This window comes from Pontibacter aydingkolensis (genome assembly GCF_019443125.1).
Lineage (GTDB): Bacteria > Bacteroidota > Bacteroidia > Cytophagales > Hymenobacteraceae > Pontibacter > Pontibacter aydingkolensis.
On sequence record NZ_JAHYXK010000025.1, the window covers coordinates 1 to 16,304 of the forward strand.

The following is a 16,304-nucleotide window of genomic DNA, read 5'->3' on the forward strand; positions in this document are numbered from 1 at the left end:
GGCTTCTTCCCCAGGAAGATCCATGCCGTCACAGCCGAAGGATTCATCCTAAAGCTAATCCTCTTTATCTTCGCCTACACGCTAGCTCAAGTAATTGAGTAGCTCGCAACTTGAGTTAATTAGCATGTTTTAATACTTTTATACTTTAGTTACACTGTATCCTTTTGTAATACTAAAAAAATACTCTATTTTCGCGCATCATCCCAGTAACTCTATTCAGAGCATAATATTTAAATCCGGCATGCAACCCTTTTATGATGCAGAGGGTCTTATGTTAGTTAGATTAGAATGCTTTTAATAGAGGTAATATTAAAGTAACACAATGAACATTAGCGCCACCAAACTAAAGGAAACAAACTACGTAAGTAATCCACTTTATTTAAAGCTTATAACATTTTTAGTGGATAAGAGAGTCTTGTCATTTGAAATAAATGATCGTAAGTATCTGCTATTTACGCTGGACTTGTCGTTAGTATTATTAGCTGCTTTCATTTATTGCCTAGGTATAGAACCAGGGCTAAATTTAAGCCAGATGATAAAGCAATACTACACGTATTTTATCTCTATTACCCTCTTATGGAGTTTTTTCTCCTACGTTTTTGACCTCTATAACCTGGAGAACATCAATAACTTTTATTCTACAGTAAAATATCTTTTTATAGCGGCTACACTTACTGTTATCAGTTATGTGTTTATACCCTGGTTTACTCCACCATTGCCATCCCGATTACTTATCTTTCTATTTTACTTTAACCTATTAGCCTCACTCACCATCTGGAGGTATGCTTATTCCCGCTTGCTGGACAGGCCTCTTTTCTTAAAGCGTATACTTATTGTGGGGTCAGGCTGGTCTAGCAATGCGCTAATTGATGTGTTCGCAAACGGTGATATTTTCAACTATCATCTGGGGTACAAAATTGTTGGGGTAATAGACGAGGATAATGCTAATACGCTATATAAGGGAGTGCGCATCATCAATGGTACATCAAACCTTGCCAAGCTGGCTAAACGATTGAAGATCGATGAAATTATTGTCGATGAATCAAGCCATAAAGAAAATAATGCGGAATCTTTGCGAGCATTAACTAATTGCCGCAAAAGAGGTATTGCTGTTACGGCGCTTCCTGATTTTTATGAAAATATAACAGGACGTGTGCTTGTACATAATACAGCCAGAGATTTTAGCTTAGCTTTTCCTTACAACAGAAACCAGTTTAGAACTGCCTACTTGTTCTTTTCCAGAACATTGGATGTTATGTTTGGTATCGCTGGTGTAACAGTTTGTGCTTTCTTTATTCCGTTTGTTTATTTAGCCAACCTTATTGGCAGCAAAGGTCCGCTTTTCTATAGTCAGGAACGTGTTGGCCTTTACGGTAAAACATTTAAAATTACAAAGTTCCGCTCCATGGTGGTTGATGCAGAGAAAAACGGTGCTGCCTGGGCTCAAAAGAACGATAACCGAATCACAAAAGTAGGTAAGATTTTACGCAGGTCCAGGATAGACGAATTGCCACAGGCCTGGAGCGTACTAAAGGGAGATATGAGCCTTATTGGACCAAGACCTGAGCGCCCTGTCTTCGTGGAGCAGTTAAAAAAAGAAATTCCATTCTATGATACCCGTCATTTGGCTAAACCTGGCATTACAGGATGGGCACAAGCCATTTACAAGTATGGGTCTAACTCCGAAGATGCTTTGATGAAGGTGCAGTATGACCTGTATTACCTTAAGAACAGGTCTATTATGATGGACGTAAAGGTGCTGCTTAAAACGATAAGCGTTGTGGTTAGATTTAAAGGAATGTAGTTCTGATATTAGAAAATGAATGAGGGTTGGTCGCATTTTAATTGCTGCCAACCCTTTCTTGTTTTATGTATTTAGTGGTTATAAAGTACACTGAGTTGAACAGGGCAAAAAATACAATACCTTTATTTGACTGAAGTACAGACTCTGTGAGAAAGGACACTGACACGATGAGTATAAAAACAATATAGATGCTATCGCCTCTGCGCAAGGCCATAACCAAAGGGTAGAGCAGTAACAGAAGCAGCAGAGCAACACCTGTAATACCGAGCATAATGCCTGTCTGTAGATATTGGTTATGGGGATTATAGCCTTGAAGGTCGCTTAATTCGTTGTTTATATACTCAACACTCATAGCTTCTTCTAAGTCTCCAGTTCCTACACCAATGGTTGGGTATTTTTCTAATACAGCAAGTGCTGTTTTCCAAAAAGCAATACGCATTGACATGCCCGTACCCGGATTATCAGTGCTGTGCGACTGGCCTAGCATTGTAAAATCGTTGACGAAACGATGTTTAACAACCGGAACATAATTGACTAGTACTGCAAGAGCAATCACAGAAGCAACACCAATCGGTAAGATTAATCTCCAGGAAAGCTGTTTTCGGAAAAATTTGAACAAATAGAAGCTAATAACAAGAACATAGAGTATAATAGCCACCCTTGACGCAAGAAGGAAAATTGCTACTGTAAAAAATACTAATAGCATAAGGTGTAGAAATAAATGCTGTCGTTTTTTGTATTGCTGAAAATAAGAAACCTTCTCTATAAGTATGCTTATGCACATTAGCAGGTATATAGCCATGTAGGTGGGATGTGTGCCAAGGGGCAGCAACAGTTCTGAATAGGTGATATATTCCCAGATACCGGATGCGCCACTATGCGTTGTACGAAATTGCTGGGTTGCCTCAAAGCCACCGTATACAGACGAAACCGGAGGAATTTCTGCCAGATAACGGTAAAAACCGTGGCCCAGACAAAAAAGTATAGCTGCAAAGCAAGATACCACAAACCAGGTATGTAGCCGTTCTCTTAAATGCTTATCCTCCCTAAGCAGCATGCTGCTGCCGATAATTAAAGGTAGTAAGATTAAAGAGAGTTTCTTTTCAAGGTCAAAGAGACCGCTATTTACATCTTGTGTATAAAGTAGGCCAATTATATGGAGCAGGTAAAAACAAATGAAAATTAATAGAAGGTAGTTCTTTTTAATTGCCTGCCATTTAAATCTCCATTTACCTTCCAGAATCCAGGCAAGCACGAGCAGGATGCTTACGATGCTGGTAAGCTTGGTAGAAAGCGGTGCCGCTGCAGCCAGTATCGCTATTCCTATACCAGCTATCAGGATTTTGTTTTTCTCACTTAACATCGGCCTCAAGTTTCTCTAAAGCAGCTTCGTTTATACTGTCTCTCTCCCGGTCAGAGAACCATCCCCACTTATTAAAATATATGATGTTGCCTTGAATGGCGTACCAAAGGAGTTTCAGGCTTTTATGGGATCCTTTCGCAAAATGGTGGTAAATCATAGCTTCAGGATAGAACTTTGTGTCATATTTCTGGTGTATCCGGCGCGATAAGTCAAGATCCTCTGAATACATAAAAATTCGCTCATCAAACAAGCCAACCTCCTCTAAAATTGAGCACCTGAGAAACATAAAGCAACCTGATAGATACGGAACACTCATTTCATTTGTGTAATTCGTGAACCTGAGCTCAAAAATCTGGTTTCTTTTGTCCAATGCATCCTTATTCCCTTTCATAAAGCGCCTTAGAAAAAGGTCTTTGGGAGTTGGTAATAGCTTACAGAGATATTGAATAGAGTTATCCGGATATAAAACTTTTGGCATTACCAGGCCAACTCCAGATTTCTGGTTCATGTACTGGTAAAGTTTTTCAATAGTACCTTTGTTAAAGTATACATCTGGGTTTAGCACGATATGGTACTCTGACAGTTTCTGTGCCTGTCGGATTGCAATATTATGAGCAGCCCCAAAACCTAAGTTGGCATTGTTAAAGATATAAGTTACACGACTGTCAGAAGTTATGTCACACAGGGTATTCGCCGGTGAGTTATCTACCAGGATCAGGTGTATCTCTAACGATGTATCAAGAAAGCTGTTAATGGCCTGCAGTAGAACCTCCCTGTTGTTGTTATAAGTTACAATGGAGGCTGTTATTTGATATTTCAACTTATACTAACTGTTTATATAGGTTATAGTAATTAGAAGCCATCTCTTGTGCAGTATAGTTTAGCTTATACTTACAGAGGATATTTTCACTAAAACTTTTCCTGTTTGTAATCAGGTACTCGATTGCTTTCTGCATGGAGTCTATATCATCTAATTTGTAAAAGCTGACTTCGCTGGTACTGAAAGTCTCCTGGAACACTGGCAAATCAGATGCTAATGTAGGAATACCGTAAGCAGCAGCTTCTATCAAAGCCAATGGAAATCCTTCAGATCGCGAGGTCATGGTATAAATATCAAACAAACTGTAATAACGGTGACCCTCTTTTCTGTAACCTAAAAAAAGACATCTAGTTGTTACCTTTAGCTCGTGAGCTAACTTGAGCAGTTGCCTTTTAGCGGGCCCATCGCCTACTATTAATAGCTTAAGATTGGGCATTCTGGCCAACAGTCGGATACTCTGATCAATTCCTTTTCTTTCTGTAAGCAAAGCTGATACACCCAGCAACATTGAATCACCTTTAAATAGATTAATTCTTTTCAGGTCTTCGTCAGGAATGGTTGAGATAGCCTTGGTGTCAAGCTCTCTACCATTATAGATATATGTTAGCTTTTTATTGCTATACAAATTTCTATAGTACTCCTGCATATGCAGAGATAACGCTACGAGCTTATCATGTTTGGACAGCAAGTGACTCCATATCTTGGTAAACAGGTATGATACAATACTATTGTGCGTATTTTTCAGGTCCATCTCCACATAACTGTGTAATGTACTAACACACTTTCCGGTAATTTTTTTTCTATTTAAATATAAGAAAGCATCAGGCCTAAGCATGTGTGAATGTACAATGTCAAATTCTGAAAAATTAACACTATTAAAAAGACTGATTTTGATGGTGGGACATTCAAAATCTACTTCTTCAATTGAATCAAAATAGAATACTGTTATATCGGCCTTGTCTTTCAGAAAAGTTACTAAGTCTTTAGCAACTAGTATTGGTCCTTTATTAGCAAGGGATGGTAGAATGTATGCGATTTTCAAGTTGATAAGATTTGGAGTTATAGGCTAATAGTAATCCAATCAGGAAGAAGAAGTGGTACTCAGTAAGATTAAACAAAAACATACCAAACATCAAATATGCCAATACAAGCATGCCTAACCCTTTTTTGTTTAATTTATGCCAGATCACCATGAGAATTATTGTTAGCAAAATAAAGCCCAAAAGTCCTAGTTCTGCTAATATGTAGATAAATAGATTATGAGGGAAAGGAGTATGTTCTCCACCTTTGAAGTAGTTATAGAAATATTGCTCGTATCCACTAAGTCCTTTACCTGTCAAAGGAGAATCCAGCCACATATTTAAGCCCATTCTTTGCAGCCCCAAGCGGCCTGACATACTTAAATCTTGATTCAGGCTAAGGCGGTCTATAAACATTTGACTCAAATCCAATGCATAAACCAAGCCTATTGTTACTACAAGGGTAGAGATCAGGATAATAAGCACAGATGGCTTTATCAGCTTAAAGCCCATAATGTAAAAGAGAATTAAAGAATTAATAAGAATTCCACTTCTGGATAATGAGATAATGGTGAGGAACAACAATAGGAACAAATACTTCTTATCCAAAAATCTATAGGAAATAACCATTAACATGGATATAGTAAAGGCTACCATATTTTTGTCAGCATACAGGTAACTTACTTTCAAAGAACTATAAAGTGCCCAAACGTTTACATATTCCCGCGTACTAAAATAATATAACGAGTATATAGTATCCAGGATGATGGAAACAACAGCTAAGTAAAAGAAGAATTTTAATATGCGTAGTTGTAGTTCTGTATTAAGCCTGATAAAAAAAATATAACCAAGAATGCCTACTAAAAAAGACTTTAAGATGCGGGCATAATATTTTAGGAATATTACTTTATCAGGTACTTTAAATACCCCTATACCGACATAAAGTATTAATAACAGAATTATTGATAGCAGTGCTAAAGTTGAGATTCTAGCCTTTGCAGGATAGCGGTAAGTAAAAGCGATCAGTGTTCCTAAAAGTATAGAGATATCGGTTATCGCAATACCAAAAAATTTAGGGTTTTTAATAAATAGAGCACCAAAGCAAAGCAGAATCAATATAAAATAATTGCTGTTTAGCTTTAATGATCTGTTTCTAATATAAAAAGTTGATTCCAAAAGTTTTACATTAAACCAAAATACAAAGATAAAGTATTTATGCGGCTTACAGTTTTCTCATAGGGGAAAAATACCTACGGTAAATTTTATTTATGAAAGATAAGGGCGAGTCTGCAATAGTTTCAGAAGTATGCCTGCGTAGTACTTGCCAATAATATGTAAGCACATGGTTAAGGCTCTTTCCAAGAATCTCATCCTTTGCTTTTCTAACTTCAATATAACTATTGACCCAATTACCTGATGCACCGCCAGAGCGCATATTAGCTATAGTTTTATCTACATGTATAAACGAAACGTTAGATTTGTACAGCCTTAAAAGAAGGTGATAATCCATTGCAAGTCTATAGTCAGTACTGAAGGCGCCAAATCTATTATAAGTCTCTATATCGATAAATACTGTAGGATGGTTAATAGTCATTTCTATTGGAAGTAAGGCAGCGTTTGGCATTACATGCATCCCTTTACTACCGTCAGGGTTCCAGTACTGCATATTGCCATGGAGAACACATCCCGGCTTGTAATTTGCTACTACAGCTGCTATAGCATCTGGTTCGAGCCAATCATCTGCATTTAAAATGCCTACCAGTGTGCCGGTTGCCAACTCAATTCCTTTATTAAAAGCATCACTGATGCCTTTGTCTGGTTCACTTTTCCAGTATGCTATTTTATCTTCATACTTTCTGATGATTTCTAGAGTATTGTCCTTAGATCCTCCATCAACAATGATATATTCTATGTTGGTATAAGTCTGATTTAATACACTTAAAATAGTTTGCTCCAGAAACTGATCACCATTGTAAACAATCGTTACAACAGATACAAGAATCCTGTCTGTTAGCGTTTTATTTTCTTTATTTAAGCGGTAGCCTCCTTCGGGTGATTTATTCATTAGTTACAAGTAGATAAAGCGAAAGTAGATGTACAAATTTAGGAAGATCGACTTAAATGGGGTAGAATGATTAAAGCTGACGTTGAAAGCTATTACCTTTAAGTTTGTCCTACCCAATTTAAATTAATTAGAAGTTAGATTAAGACTAGATAATCCAAATCTTGTGCTGACGTTACTTAGATCCGGTTAAATAAGCAAGACTACGCCCTTTGTATAGATTCTGAAATTATATCGTTGTAAAGCCTGATATAATCGTGTACTATGATCTTAGAATCAAAAGATTTTAGCACTTTCTGGCGTGCATTAAAGCTTAATTCAGAATAGTCAGGATGAGATAATACCCAATCGATTCCTTTTGCTAGATCATTAGTATTGTAATTCGCTGCAAGATAGCCGTTGGATTGATGATCAACAATATCTAACAATCCTGTTGCTCCAAAGGCAACTACAGGTGTACCACAGCTTAGTGATTCAGACGCAGTTTGCCCAAAAGCCTCCTGTATACTAGGCACAACCATTACATCTGCTGCGCTGTAAAGAAGCTTTAGAGAAACATTATCATGTAAACTACCAATATAATTGGCCTTAAACTTAAAATCTGTTGGATTTTTGGGTTTACTGCTGCCGAAAATCAATAATTCTACATTATTGTTCTCTATTTTGTCTAGAGCTTCTATCAGTTGTTTAAAACCCTTGTTAACATCTTCCGTTCCGTTTTTTGCGCCAAATAGAACTAGCTTTCTGTCAGATGGGAGGTTTAATATTCTCCTTGCATTACCTTTTTCAACAGGCGAAAAAGTATCTGTGTCAAGTGGAATAGGTAGCGTTACTACTTTCCTGTTTTTGAATAATAAACTTTCAGAGGCGCATTTAGAGAGCCAGCGACTAGGGCCTGTAACAGTTAAATTTTTGATTTTGGAATAAGTCCTGCTCTTCCTGTCAAAAATGGCTTTACTTAAATCATTTTGTCTATCAGATCCTAAAACCGGACATGCACCACAACCCTGTATATACTTTTCGCAATCAAATCTCACATGACAACCTCCTGTAAAGGCCCAACTATCATGCAAAGACCAAACTATTGGTGCTTTGATTTGCGCTATTTCTTCTATGCTCATCATACCGTTGGCAATCCAATGCAGATGAACTATATCGGGGCCTAATGCATTAATTCTTTCTGCTACACCACTAAATGGCACCCACGAAGGTGAAAATGGTAAGCTGGCAGATGCATTATACTTTCTGGTTGGCAGCCTATCTAAAAATGGACGTAAAACAGCTGCAGCTTTTTGTAAATTAGTTTGAGGGCCTTGAATTGTAAAATCATCTCCAGACTTTGTTTGTACAAGCATTAAGCTATCTACATTTACCTCAAGTAGTGCTTGATGCAATCTAGAGGCAGCGCGAGCTGCGCCTCCCTGTGTATCTGAAGTGTTAACGTGTACTACTTTCATCTACTTACTTCTTCCCAGAAACGACGCGTTTTAACTTATTTATAACCCTAACTGGTACAGACTTACGATTAAATGCATTTCTGCAAAGCCAGGCATCATACCCATTATCTACAAATTTGCTCAAATCTACTTTAACCTCGTGTATTGGCAACCCATTATTGGCTGGGTCAAAATTAACTAGGTGTGTAGAGTCTTCACCGTACCCAATATTTGAGATCATATTGAGGTTGGGAGAAATAAAGCTTCCATTGTTTTTAAGGATCTGGAAAGAGAGTTGGTAATCCCAGGTATTTATTTCACCAGCGGCAGTTTTGCTAAACGATCTCTGGAAGTATCTTTTAGTATCTCTAGAAGCATTTTTAAGTTTGGGTAGGTCGTTAATAGTTCCAGTCCAACCTGCCATGCTTTTATCATAGTTTTGCCAAACACGGCGCCAGGTTGCCCATCCCCAGATTAAAGGGAAACTGATTAAAGATATGTTGTGAGCAATTTCGGGATTTACTGGACCACGATAGTCCCCGGTAATGCCATAAATGTTTTCGTGGTCTTTAAATTTTATCAAAGCTTCTTCAGCAAATGTAAAAAAGCTCTGGCTGGGCAAGCAATCATCTTCTAGAATGATTCCCATTTCTTCATGCTCAAATAACCACGATATGGCTCCACTTACTGCATTGCCGCAGCCTAGGTTTTGATCCCTGAAGAGCGTTTTAACCTCACATTTCCAGTCAACATTCTCTAATATAAATTCACGTACGGCCTGTACCTTTTTGTCTTCACCGGGTCTGCTCTCCCTGGGGCCGTCAGCGGCAACGTAAAGCCTGGTCGGCTTGGCTTCTCGTATGGCGCTAAATACCTCTTTGGTTGTACCTAAGCGATTAAAAACAATAAAAAGTACAGGGGTATTTAGGGCAGATGAGAGGGGTGAATTATAGTTGTTATTCATTAGAGATATTCTTTCAATTTAATGAAAGTTTAAAATTCAAGATTATCCTTAAATATATGCTCCTTTAAGGAGATATTTAAGAAAGCCGGAATAAAGTTCAAAAAGTATGAGTGCCTAAGTAAATAACAGGATGTAGTTCAACGAAAGACAAACATCGAAACAAATGCTCACTATATAAACAGTATCATTTGCTTTGAGGCTTCAAACTATTTTTTCTAGTACTACATTATCAGTTTGCTGGCACCAAGCGATTAATTAGAGGCGATGTTTTTATAAAATACAGTATTCGGAGTTTTACAGTAAAAAGCGTAGTTCTTTTCCTGCAAGTATAAGTTGATTTCAGAATTAAGTATGTCTTCTACTCTTGAATGGAGGATTTCGTCAAGTATGATCTCAGGTCTGTATTTATTCCAATCATTTGATTTTAAAACTTCTAAATCAAGTCCTTCTACATCAATAGATAGAAATGTGATTGCCTGATCGCCTTCTACATATTGATTCAATATTTCAGAGAGAGGCAACGTGGAAATCTCCTGCTTTCCTATAATTTTATAAGATGTATTCTTGTTTCTATCTTCTGATACATTTTCGCTAAAGCCGTTAAGCGCTGGCTCATCAAACATGTAATACAATAGAGATTTTTTTGATTGAGACACACCTAACTCCAGGTTAATATCTTTCGGCCTGATTTTATTGAACAATCGCATACTGTTAGGCATCGCATCAATATTAATACCGTTCCATCCTTTTTTATAAAATAGATAGGTATTAGAGAATCTTTTCGGATGATGGGCACCTACATCAACGTAGAAACCACTTTGGTAGAATTCAAAAATTCTTTCAAGTATGAGGTCCTCAGCTTCCTGAGAGTATGATATTCTGCCAAATCTTAAATCTTTGACTTTGCGAAATAATCGAAACGCTTTTTCAATCATTATAAAGTTAGTTTGTTTTCTTAAATGGTAATAAAGATCTTAAATACAAATATATTATTCCTCTTGTACTTTTAAACAAGAAGTTGCTAAAGAAAGAAGAGACAGCATATGAAACCAATGTCGCAAATGCCGCACCTTTTATGCCATAAGTTGGTATAAGTATAATATTTAATATAAGGTTTGTGGCTAATCCCAAAACAGTTCTGTAAAGTGATATACTTGACCGCCCTTCGAGCACCAGTTGCTGACTACTAGCAACTCCTATAAATACAAATATACTAGACCAAATATGTATATTTAAAACGGATACTGCATCTTGATACTGCTGCCCATATAGGATATTAATAATGTAATTGCTGAAGAACAGGATAGAAATGGATAATAAGATACTGATATAAATAAGAGTACTATAAAGTTTGATTAACCTATTACGGTATAAAAGTATATCATCTTTGCATTTAACCAGTGAAGGGAAAACAGAGTTGGAAATGACCATGGGCAAAATAAAAAACAGCTCAGTAACCCTGGCAGCTGCAGAGTAATTGCCAACAGCAAAAGACCCTAAATAGTTTTTTAGCATTATTTGATCCATTCTCATATACATAATAACAGTAAGCCCTGAAATGATCAAAGGCCAGCTGGTTTTTAGCAAAGTCTTTGCAACTACCAAATCCCACATCCAATCTTTTAAGTTTATTGCTAATTTTTTATTAGAATAAATTAACATTAGAATAGACGCTAGCCCTAAATCAAATACAATTGCTATTGCAAAGTATATGACCGGGAAATTATATATGATAAGGTATACTTTGAATATAGAAGAAAACAGGTAGGATAAATTCTTAATGATTACTGATATCCTTGATTTTAAGTGAGCCTGTAAATATAAATCGATAACATCTACTGCCTGAAAAATTAACCCGATGCTGAGCGCAGTTATAATAAGAAAGGAAAGTTGGTCTGTATTAAATTCAAGCATTAATGCTGTTAATACTGCCAATAAAATACCTACAACTGCTCCATACAAACGAAGCAAAAACCCTGTTCCAATTAGCTTATTCTCTGCAAAATCTTTGCTTACAAATTCTTTTACAAGAGTAGTATCTAACCCCAGATTTACTAGAGAGGAAAAAATAGCCACAAAAGCCTGTCCATAATTTAGTTTACCAAATTGTTCAGGCCCCAGATACCTTGCAATCCAGATACCGATAAATAGCCCTAAAACCATCTTAACACCTTTATCTAAAAGTAACCAGATAATGTTATTTAGGATCTTGCCTGAATTTGTGTTAATAAGCTTGAGAATCAATGAGGTCATTTAGGACGTGTACTTGCTGCGATAATCTAGCTGCAAATGTACAAATCAATATTGCTTTTTAAGCAGTTGATACAAGCTAATTAATTTGCGATATCCTTCAGCAAAACTAAAGAGTGTTTAATTGGGGCGGGAGCAGACTTTGTTTAGAATGAGTATCCTTGGTTAGTCTGTAGATAAAATATATAAAGATCAATATTTTGTAATTTAACTTTAACTTATCACAACTCCTATTGTGTAATAACAGCATGTTGAAAACCAAAAAGTTATGCTTTGCTTGGGAGCAGAGCCAGTACTTGAACTATATAGTAGTGTACAGAGATATTCGCACAATTATTTAGTTTATTTAAGAAAAAGGCTAGCCTGCCTAAAGCTTATTTAATTTAGTGCAATTGAATAAGTCTATTATTGCTTCTGAAACTTTAGCTGTATATTTGGCAAAAATTTAAAGCATGCAACAGTTAGAAGAGCAGGAGTTTAAGCAAATGTCAAAACACAAAGATGAGATTGACTTAACAATCGTTTTTAATTATTTAACACGCTTTTTCAAGAAGATTGGCGACAAAATTGCTTTTACTATCCATGCAGCTAAAGCAAACATGTTAGTAATGCTGTTATTTTTGGTTGTTGGTGCTGGTGTTGGTTATCTCCTGTATTATGTAACTAAACCATATTACACCTCATCCATGACTCTTGTGCTTTCAGAGATAAGGAATGAGTTTGTTGAAGACCAGTTGTTAAAACTTTCTGGTATGATTGAGGATAACAACTTTGAAGAAGTTGCTACCAGATTAGATGTGAGCGTAGTTACTGCCAGCCAGATCAAAAATATGAAGTTTACTAACCTGGACCAGGAAAGAATTTCAGAAGACAGTATACTTACAGGTTCGCCATTTAAGATAGAGTTGTCTTTGTATGATAATGAGGCATTTACTTCGATGGAGCCAGCTATAGCCAATTATCTTGAAAATAACCGTTATTTCTCTAAGCAGAAAAGAATAAAGCAGCGTCGGGTTGAAAGCATGATAAGCAAGCTTAAAAACGAAATTACCTCTCTTGATAGTATTAAAATGACTGTTACCTCTCCTCGAGGTCCTGTAAATGGATTTGTTTATGGCGAACCCATAGATCCCACTAACCTTTACAGAGAAGGTATAAGTATGTATAAGGAGCAAATACAAATGGAAGCAGAATTAGAGAGACTTGATAACATTCAAGTCGTGAATGGCTTCTCTCCTAGATTAAAACCAACAGGGCCTAATAAACTTAAGTATCTTTTTATAGGGGCAGCTGCCTTTTTCTTTATAGGGCTAATGTATGTTGTTAGAAAAGAGAATGCTTTACAAAGGCGTTTGATTTAATAACATAAAAAAACCGCTACCATTAACAGTAGCGGTTTTTTTATGCCTAATAACTTTATTCTTCCTTCCGCATCACCCAACTCAGGTTATACAGGTCTTTCCTTCTATCTTTTAGGTTTCTCACACTACCTGCAGTATTCAAATCCTTAAGTAAGTCCAAATCCAGGTCGGCAATAAGCGTCATCTCTGTATTTGGAGTGGCTTCTGCAACTACGGCATCGTGCGGGAAGGCGAAGTCGGAAGGGGAGAAGACAGCCGATTGAGAATACTGGATATCCATGTTCTCTACCTTTGGCAGGTTACCAACGCTACCCGTAATGGCTACATAGCATTCGTTTTCGATGGCACGTGCCTGGGCGCAACGGCGTACCCGCAGGTAAGCGTTTTTTGTATCTGTCCAGAATGGTACAAACAGGATCTTCATGTCCATATCCGAAAGCATACGTGCCAATTCCGGGAACTCTACATCATAGCAGATCAGGATACCTATTTTTCCGATGTCTGTGTCAAATATTTTAAGCTTGTGGCCTCCGCGCATACCCCAGTAATGAGACTCATCTGGTGTTACGTGTAGCTTATATTGTGCATCATAGGTGCCGTCACGGCGGCAGAGATAACTTACATTGTATAATTTGTTGTCATAATACTCCGGCATACTTCCGGCAATGATGTTAATGTTGTACGATAAAGCCATCTGCACCATTCGTTCACGAATCTCCTCGGTATACTCTGCCATACTTCTGATTGCCTCGGAAGGAGATTCTTCGTTAGCAAGGGCCATCAACGGAGCGTTAAAGAACTCCGGAAACACCACCATATCCGATTTATAAGAGCTAACCGTATCTACGAAGAATTCGATCTGCTGCATCATGTCGTCTAATGACTTAACGGCACGCATCTGCCATTGCACAATACCTATGCGCACAACGGTTTTCTTGCCTCCAATAAGCTTCTCTTTTTCCTCATAGTATACATTAATCCATTCCAGCAGCGTAGCATAGGCCCTGGAATCTCTGTCGTCTGGCAGGTAGCCTTTCAGAATTCGACGTACGTGGAATTCGTTACTTAGCTGAAAGGAGAGTACAGGGTCAGAAAGCTCTTTATTGCGAACCATCTCAATATACTTGGCTGGTGTTAGCTTGTCGGCGTAATTTTTATACCCTGGTATACGGCCTCCTGCAATAATGCCGCGCAGGTTTAGCTTTTCGCATATCTCTTTGCGGGCATCGTAAAGCCGGCGACCCAGGCGCAGGTTGCGGTAGTCGGGGTGTACGAACACATCTATGCCATAAAGGGTATCGCCTTCTGGGTCATGTGTCTTAAAAGAGCCTTTGTCAATTATCTGGTCGTAAGTGTGCTTATCGCCATACTCATCGTAGTCAATAATAAGACTTAGAGCAGCTGCAATTACAATTCCGTTGTCTTCGATACAGATCTGGCCTTCAGGGAATTTCTTTAGCAGGTTAGAGAACTCTTTTCTGGTCCAGGCGCCATCTATGTTAGAGTACACCAGGTCCATAATGTTTTTTACTTCTTTGTAGTCCTTCAGTTCAAGCTGGCGCAGCAAAAGCCTGTGCTCAAAACTGGTTTCGTTTCTTTCGCTCATGTGTGTTTATCGTCGCAATTTATACTTGCTACTAATATACGTGTAGTAAGTATGGTTTTGATATAATGTAACTAAAGTACAAGTATGTACTATAACTTTTAAAGTGTAAATAAACAAAGAAGCGCAGTTGGTTTACCGCGCTTCTTTAATATAAGCTGATAAGCTATACTTCTATTTCAGGAATTTCGCCTTCTACAATCAGGTTGCCTTCTGTAGCGGCTTTGATATCTTCTACTGACACACTAGGTGCGCGCTCCAACAGTTTAAAACCGCCATCTACTACCTCCAGCACAGCCAGGTCGGTTACGATCTTTCTAACGCACTTTAAGCCTGTAATAGGTAAGCAGCATTCCTTTAATAGTTTAGATGAACCGTCACGTGCGGTGTGCTGCATGGCTACAATAATGTTTTTTGCAGATGCCACCAGGTCCATAGCACCACCCATGCCCTTTACCATTTTTCCGGGTATTTTCCAGTTCGCTATGTCACCGTCTTCCGACACTTCCATAGCACCTAGTATGGTAAGGTCCACGTGTTCGCCACGGATCATGCCAAAGCTATCGGCTGAGCTGAAAATAGAAGATCCGGGAAGTGTGGTTATTGTTTGTTTTCCGGCGTTAATCATATCCGCATCAACTTGATCTTCGGTAGGGAAGGGGCCCATACCCAATAGGCCGTTCTCCGACTGCAACACCACTTCAATGCCTTCCGGTATGTAGTTTGCCACCAGCGTTGGTATACCTATGCCCAGGTTAACGTACATGCCGTTCTTAACTTCTTTTGATATTCGCTTTGCTATCTGATTTTTATCTAAAGCCATTTTGTTCTGATTTAAGCCTGTCTTACTGTACGCTGTTCGATACGCTTTTCATACTTTTCACCCTGGAAGATGCGTTGCACGTAAATGCCCGGAGTATGGATCATGTTCGGATCAAGTTCGCCGGCCGGCACAAGTTCTTCTACCTCTGCCACGGTAATTTTTCCGGCTGTAGCCATCATGGGGTTAAAATTGCGAGCAGTGCCTTTATAGATCAGGTTGCCGGCGGTGTCGCCTTTCCAGGCCTTCACGAAAGCAAAATCTGCCTTTAGCCATTCTTCCATCAGGTACATTTTACCGTTGAACTCACGGCTCTCTTTGCCTTCGCCAACCTCGGTACCGTAACCGGCAGGAGTAAAGAAAGCAGGAATGCCAGCACCGCCTGCACGTATGCGCTCTGCCAATGTACCCTGAGGTAATAGCTCAACTTCCAATTCACCGGAAAGTAATTGGCGCTCGAACTCAGCGTTCTCGCCTACATAACTTGATATCATCTTCTTAACCTGACGCTTTTGCAACAGCAGGCCTATACCAAAGTCGTCAACGCCGGCATTGTTCGAAATACACGTTAGGTCTTTTACACCAAGTCTGAGTAGCTCCTGTATGGAATTTTCTGGAATGCCGCACAAACCGAAGCCACCGAGCATAAAAGTCATACCATCCTGCACGCCTTGCAGCGCCTCCTGTGCATTTTTAACAGTTTTATTTATCATAGGTTGAATAATGTGTTAATGAGTTAATGTGCTGATGTATAAAAAAGTATTCGCACTTATACTTGTGCTTTCACATTTACACACATTAA

General features: G+C 38.3%; 14 protein-coding genes and 1 pseudogene. 3 read left to right on the forward strand and 12 right to left on the reverse strand.

What is annotated here, in order from left to right:
• Nucleotides 1-102: pseudogene (locus tag K0O23_RS20620) on the forward strand (IS982 family transposase); the annotation flags it as partial.
• Nucleotides 103-322: 220 nt separating this feature from the next.
• The gene (locus tag K0O23_RS18285) at nt 323-1,804 is read left to right on the forward strand and encodes a sugar transferase (protein ID WP_246597205.1); all 1,482 of its coding nucleotides are present in this window, start codon (nt 323-325) and stop codon (nt 1,802-1,804) included.
• 37 nt (nt 1,805-1,841) lie between these two features.
• Here K0O23_RS18285 and K0O23_RS18290 read toward each other — a convergent pair whose 3' ends face one another.
• The 9 genes from K0O23_RS18290 to K0O23_RS18330 form a co-directional block, all read right to left on the reverse strand.
• Nucleotides 1,842-3,167 carry an O-antigen ligase family protein gene (locus K0O23_RS18290; RefSeq protein ID WP_219878904.1) on the reverse strand — a complete coding sequence of 442 codons (1,326 nt, stop codon included), beginning with the start codon at nt 3,165-3,167 and terminating at the stop codon, nt 1,842-1,844.
• Nucleotides 3,157-3,987 (reverse strand): glycosyltransferase family 2 protein, encoded by an 831-nt coding sequence (locus tag K0O23_RS18295; RefSeq protein WP_246597206.1) that lies wholly within the window; start codon nt 3,985-3,987, stop codon nt 3,157-3,159. Before K0O23_RS18295 ends, K0O23_RS18290 begins: the two co-directional genes overlap by 11 nt.
• A 1-nt stretch (nt 3,988) precedes the next feature.
• Entirely contained in the window at nt 3,989-5,029 is a 1,041-nt protein-coding gene (locus K0O23_RS18300) for a glycosyltransferase family 4 protein (protein WP_219878905.1), read from the reverse strand.
• The gene (locus K0O23_RS18305; RefSeq protein WP_219878906.1) at nt 4,995-6,182 is read right to left on the reverse strand and encodes an O-antigen ligase family protein; all 1,188 of its coding nucleotides are present in this window, start codon (nt 6,180-6,182) and stop codon (nt 4,995-4,997) included. Before K0O23_RS18305 ends, K0O23_RS18300 begins: the two co-directional genes overlap by 35 nt.
• A 46-nt stretch (nt 6,183-6,228) precedes the next feature.
• A complete protein-coding gene (locus K0O23_RS18310; RefSeq protein WP_246597207.1) occupies nt 6,229-7,071 on the reverse strand; it encodes a glycosyltransferase family 2 protein in 843 nt (280 codons plus the stop codon).
• Between the two features lie 200 nt (nt 7,072-7,271).
• On the reverse strand, nt 7,272-8,525 hold the full coding sequence (locus K0O23_RS18315) for a glycosyltransferase family 4 protein (RefSeq protein ID WP_219878907.1): 1,254 nt from the start codon (nt 8,523-8,525) through the stop codon (nt 7,272-7,274).
• A gap of 4 nt (nt 8,526-8,529) precedes the next feature.
• Nucleotides 8,530-9,468: a nucleotide-diphospho-sugar transferase gene (locus K0O23_RS18320; protein WP_219878908.1), complete on the reverse strand. Its 939-nt coding sequence runs from the start codon at nt 9,466-9,468 to the stop codon at nt 8,530-8,532.
• Nucleotides 9,469-9,719: 251 nt separating this feature from the next.
• A complete protein-coding gene (locus K0O23_RS18325; protein ID WP_219878909.1) occupies nt 9,720-10,403 on the reverse strand; it encodes an FkbM family methyltransferase in 684 nt (227 codons plus the stop codon).
• Nucleotides 10,404-10,410: 7 nt separating this feature from the next.
• Nucleotides 10,411-11,721, reverse strand: coding sequence for a flippase (locus tag K0O23_RS18330; RefSeq protein ID WP_219878910.1), 1,311 nt, complete (start codon nt 11,719-11,721; stop codon nt 10,411-10,413).
• Nucleotides 11,722-12,170: 449 nt separating this feature from the next.
• On the opposite strand from K0O23_RS18330, the gene K0O23_RS18335 reads away from it, so the two are divergent.
• Nucleotides 12,171-13,079 carry a chain length determinant protein gene (locus K0O23_RS18335; protein ID WP_219878911.1) on the forward strand — a complete coding sequence of 303 codons (909 nt, stop codon included), beginning with the start codon at nt 12,171-12,173 and terminating at the stop codon, nt 13,077-13,079.
• 55 nt (nt 13,080-13,134) lie between these two features.
• On the opposite strand, the gene K0O23_RS18340 is transcribed toward K0O23_RS18335, so the two are convergent.
• The 3 genes from K0O23_RS18340 to K0O23_RS18350 all read right to left on the reverse strand — a co-directional run bounded on the left by K0O23_RS18340 (nt 13,135) and on the right by K0O23_RS18350 (nt 16,215).
• Complete coding sequence (locus K0O23_RS18340; protein WP_219878912.1) at nt 13,135-14,685, reverse strand: carbon-nitrogen hydrolase family protein; 1,551 nt, start codon at nt 14,683-14,685, stop codon at nt 13,135-13,137.
• A 163-nt stretch (nt 14,686-14,848) separates the two neighbouring features.
• On the reverse strand, nt 14,849-15,505 hold the full coding sequence (locus K0O23_RS18345) for a CoA transferase subunit B (RefSeq protein WP_219878913.1): 657 nt from the start codon (nt 15,503-15,505) through the stop codon (nt 14,849-14,851).
• Nucleotides 15,506-15,516: 11 nt separating this feature from the next.
• Nucleotides 15,517-16,215, reverse strand: a complete 699-nt coding sequence (locus K0O23_RS18350) for a CoA transferase subunit A (RefSeq protein ID WP_219878914.1) — start codon at nt 16,213-16,215, stop codon at nt 15,517-15,519.
• Nucleotides 16,216-16,304: the final 89 nt, after the last annotated feature.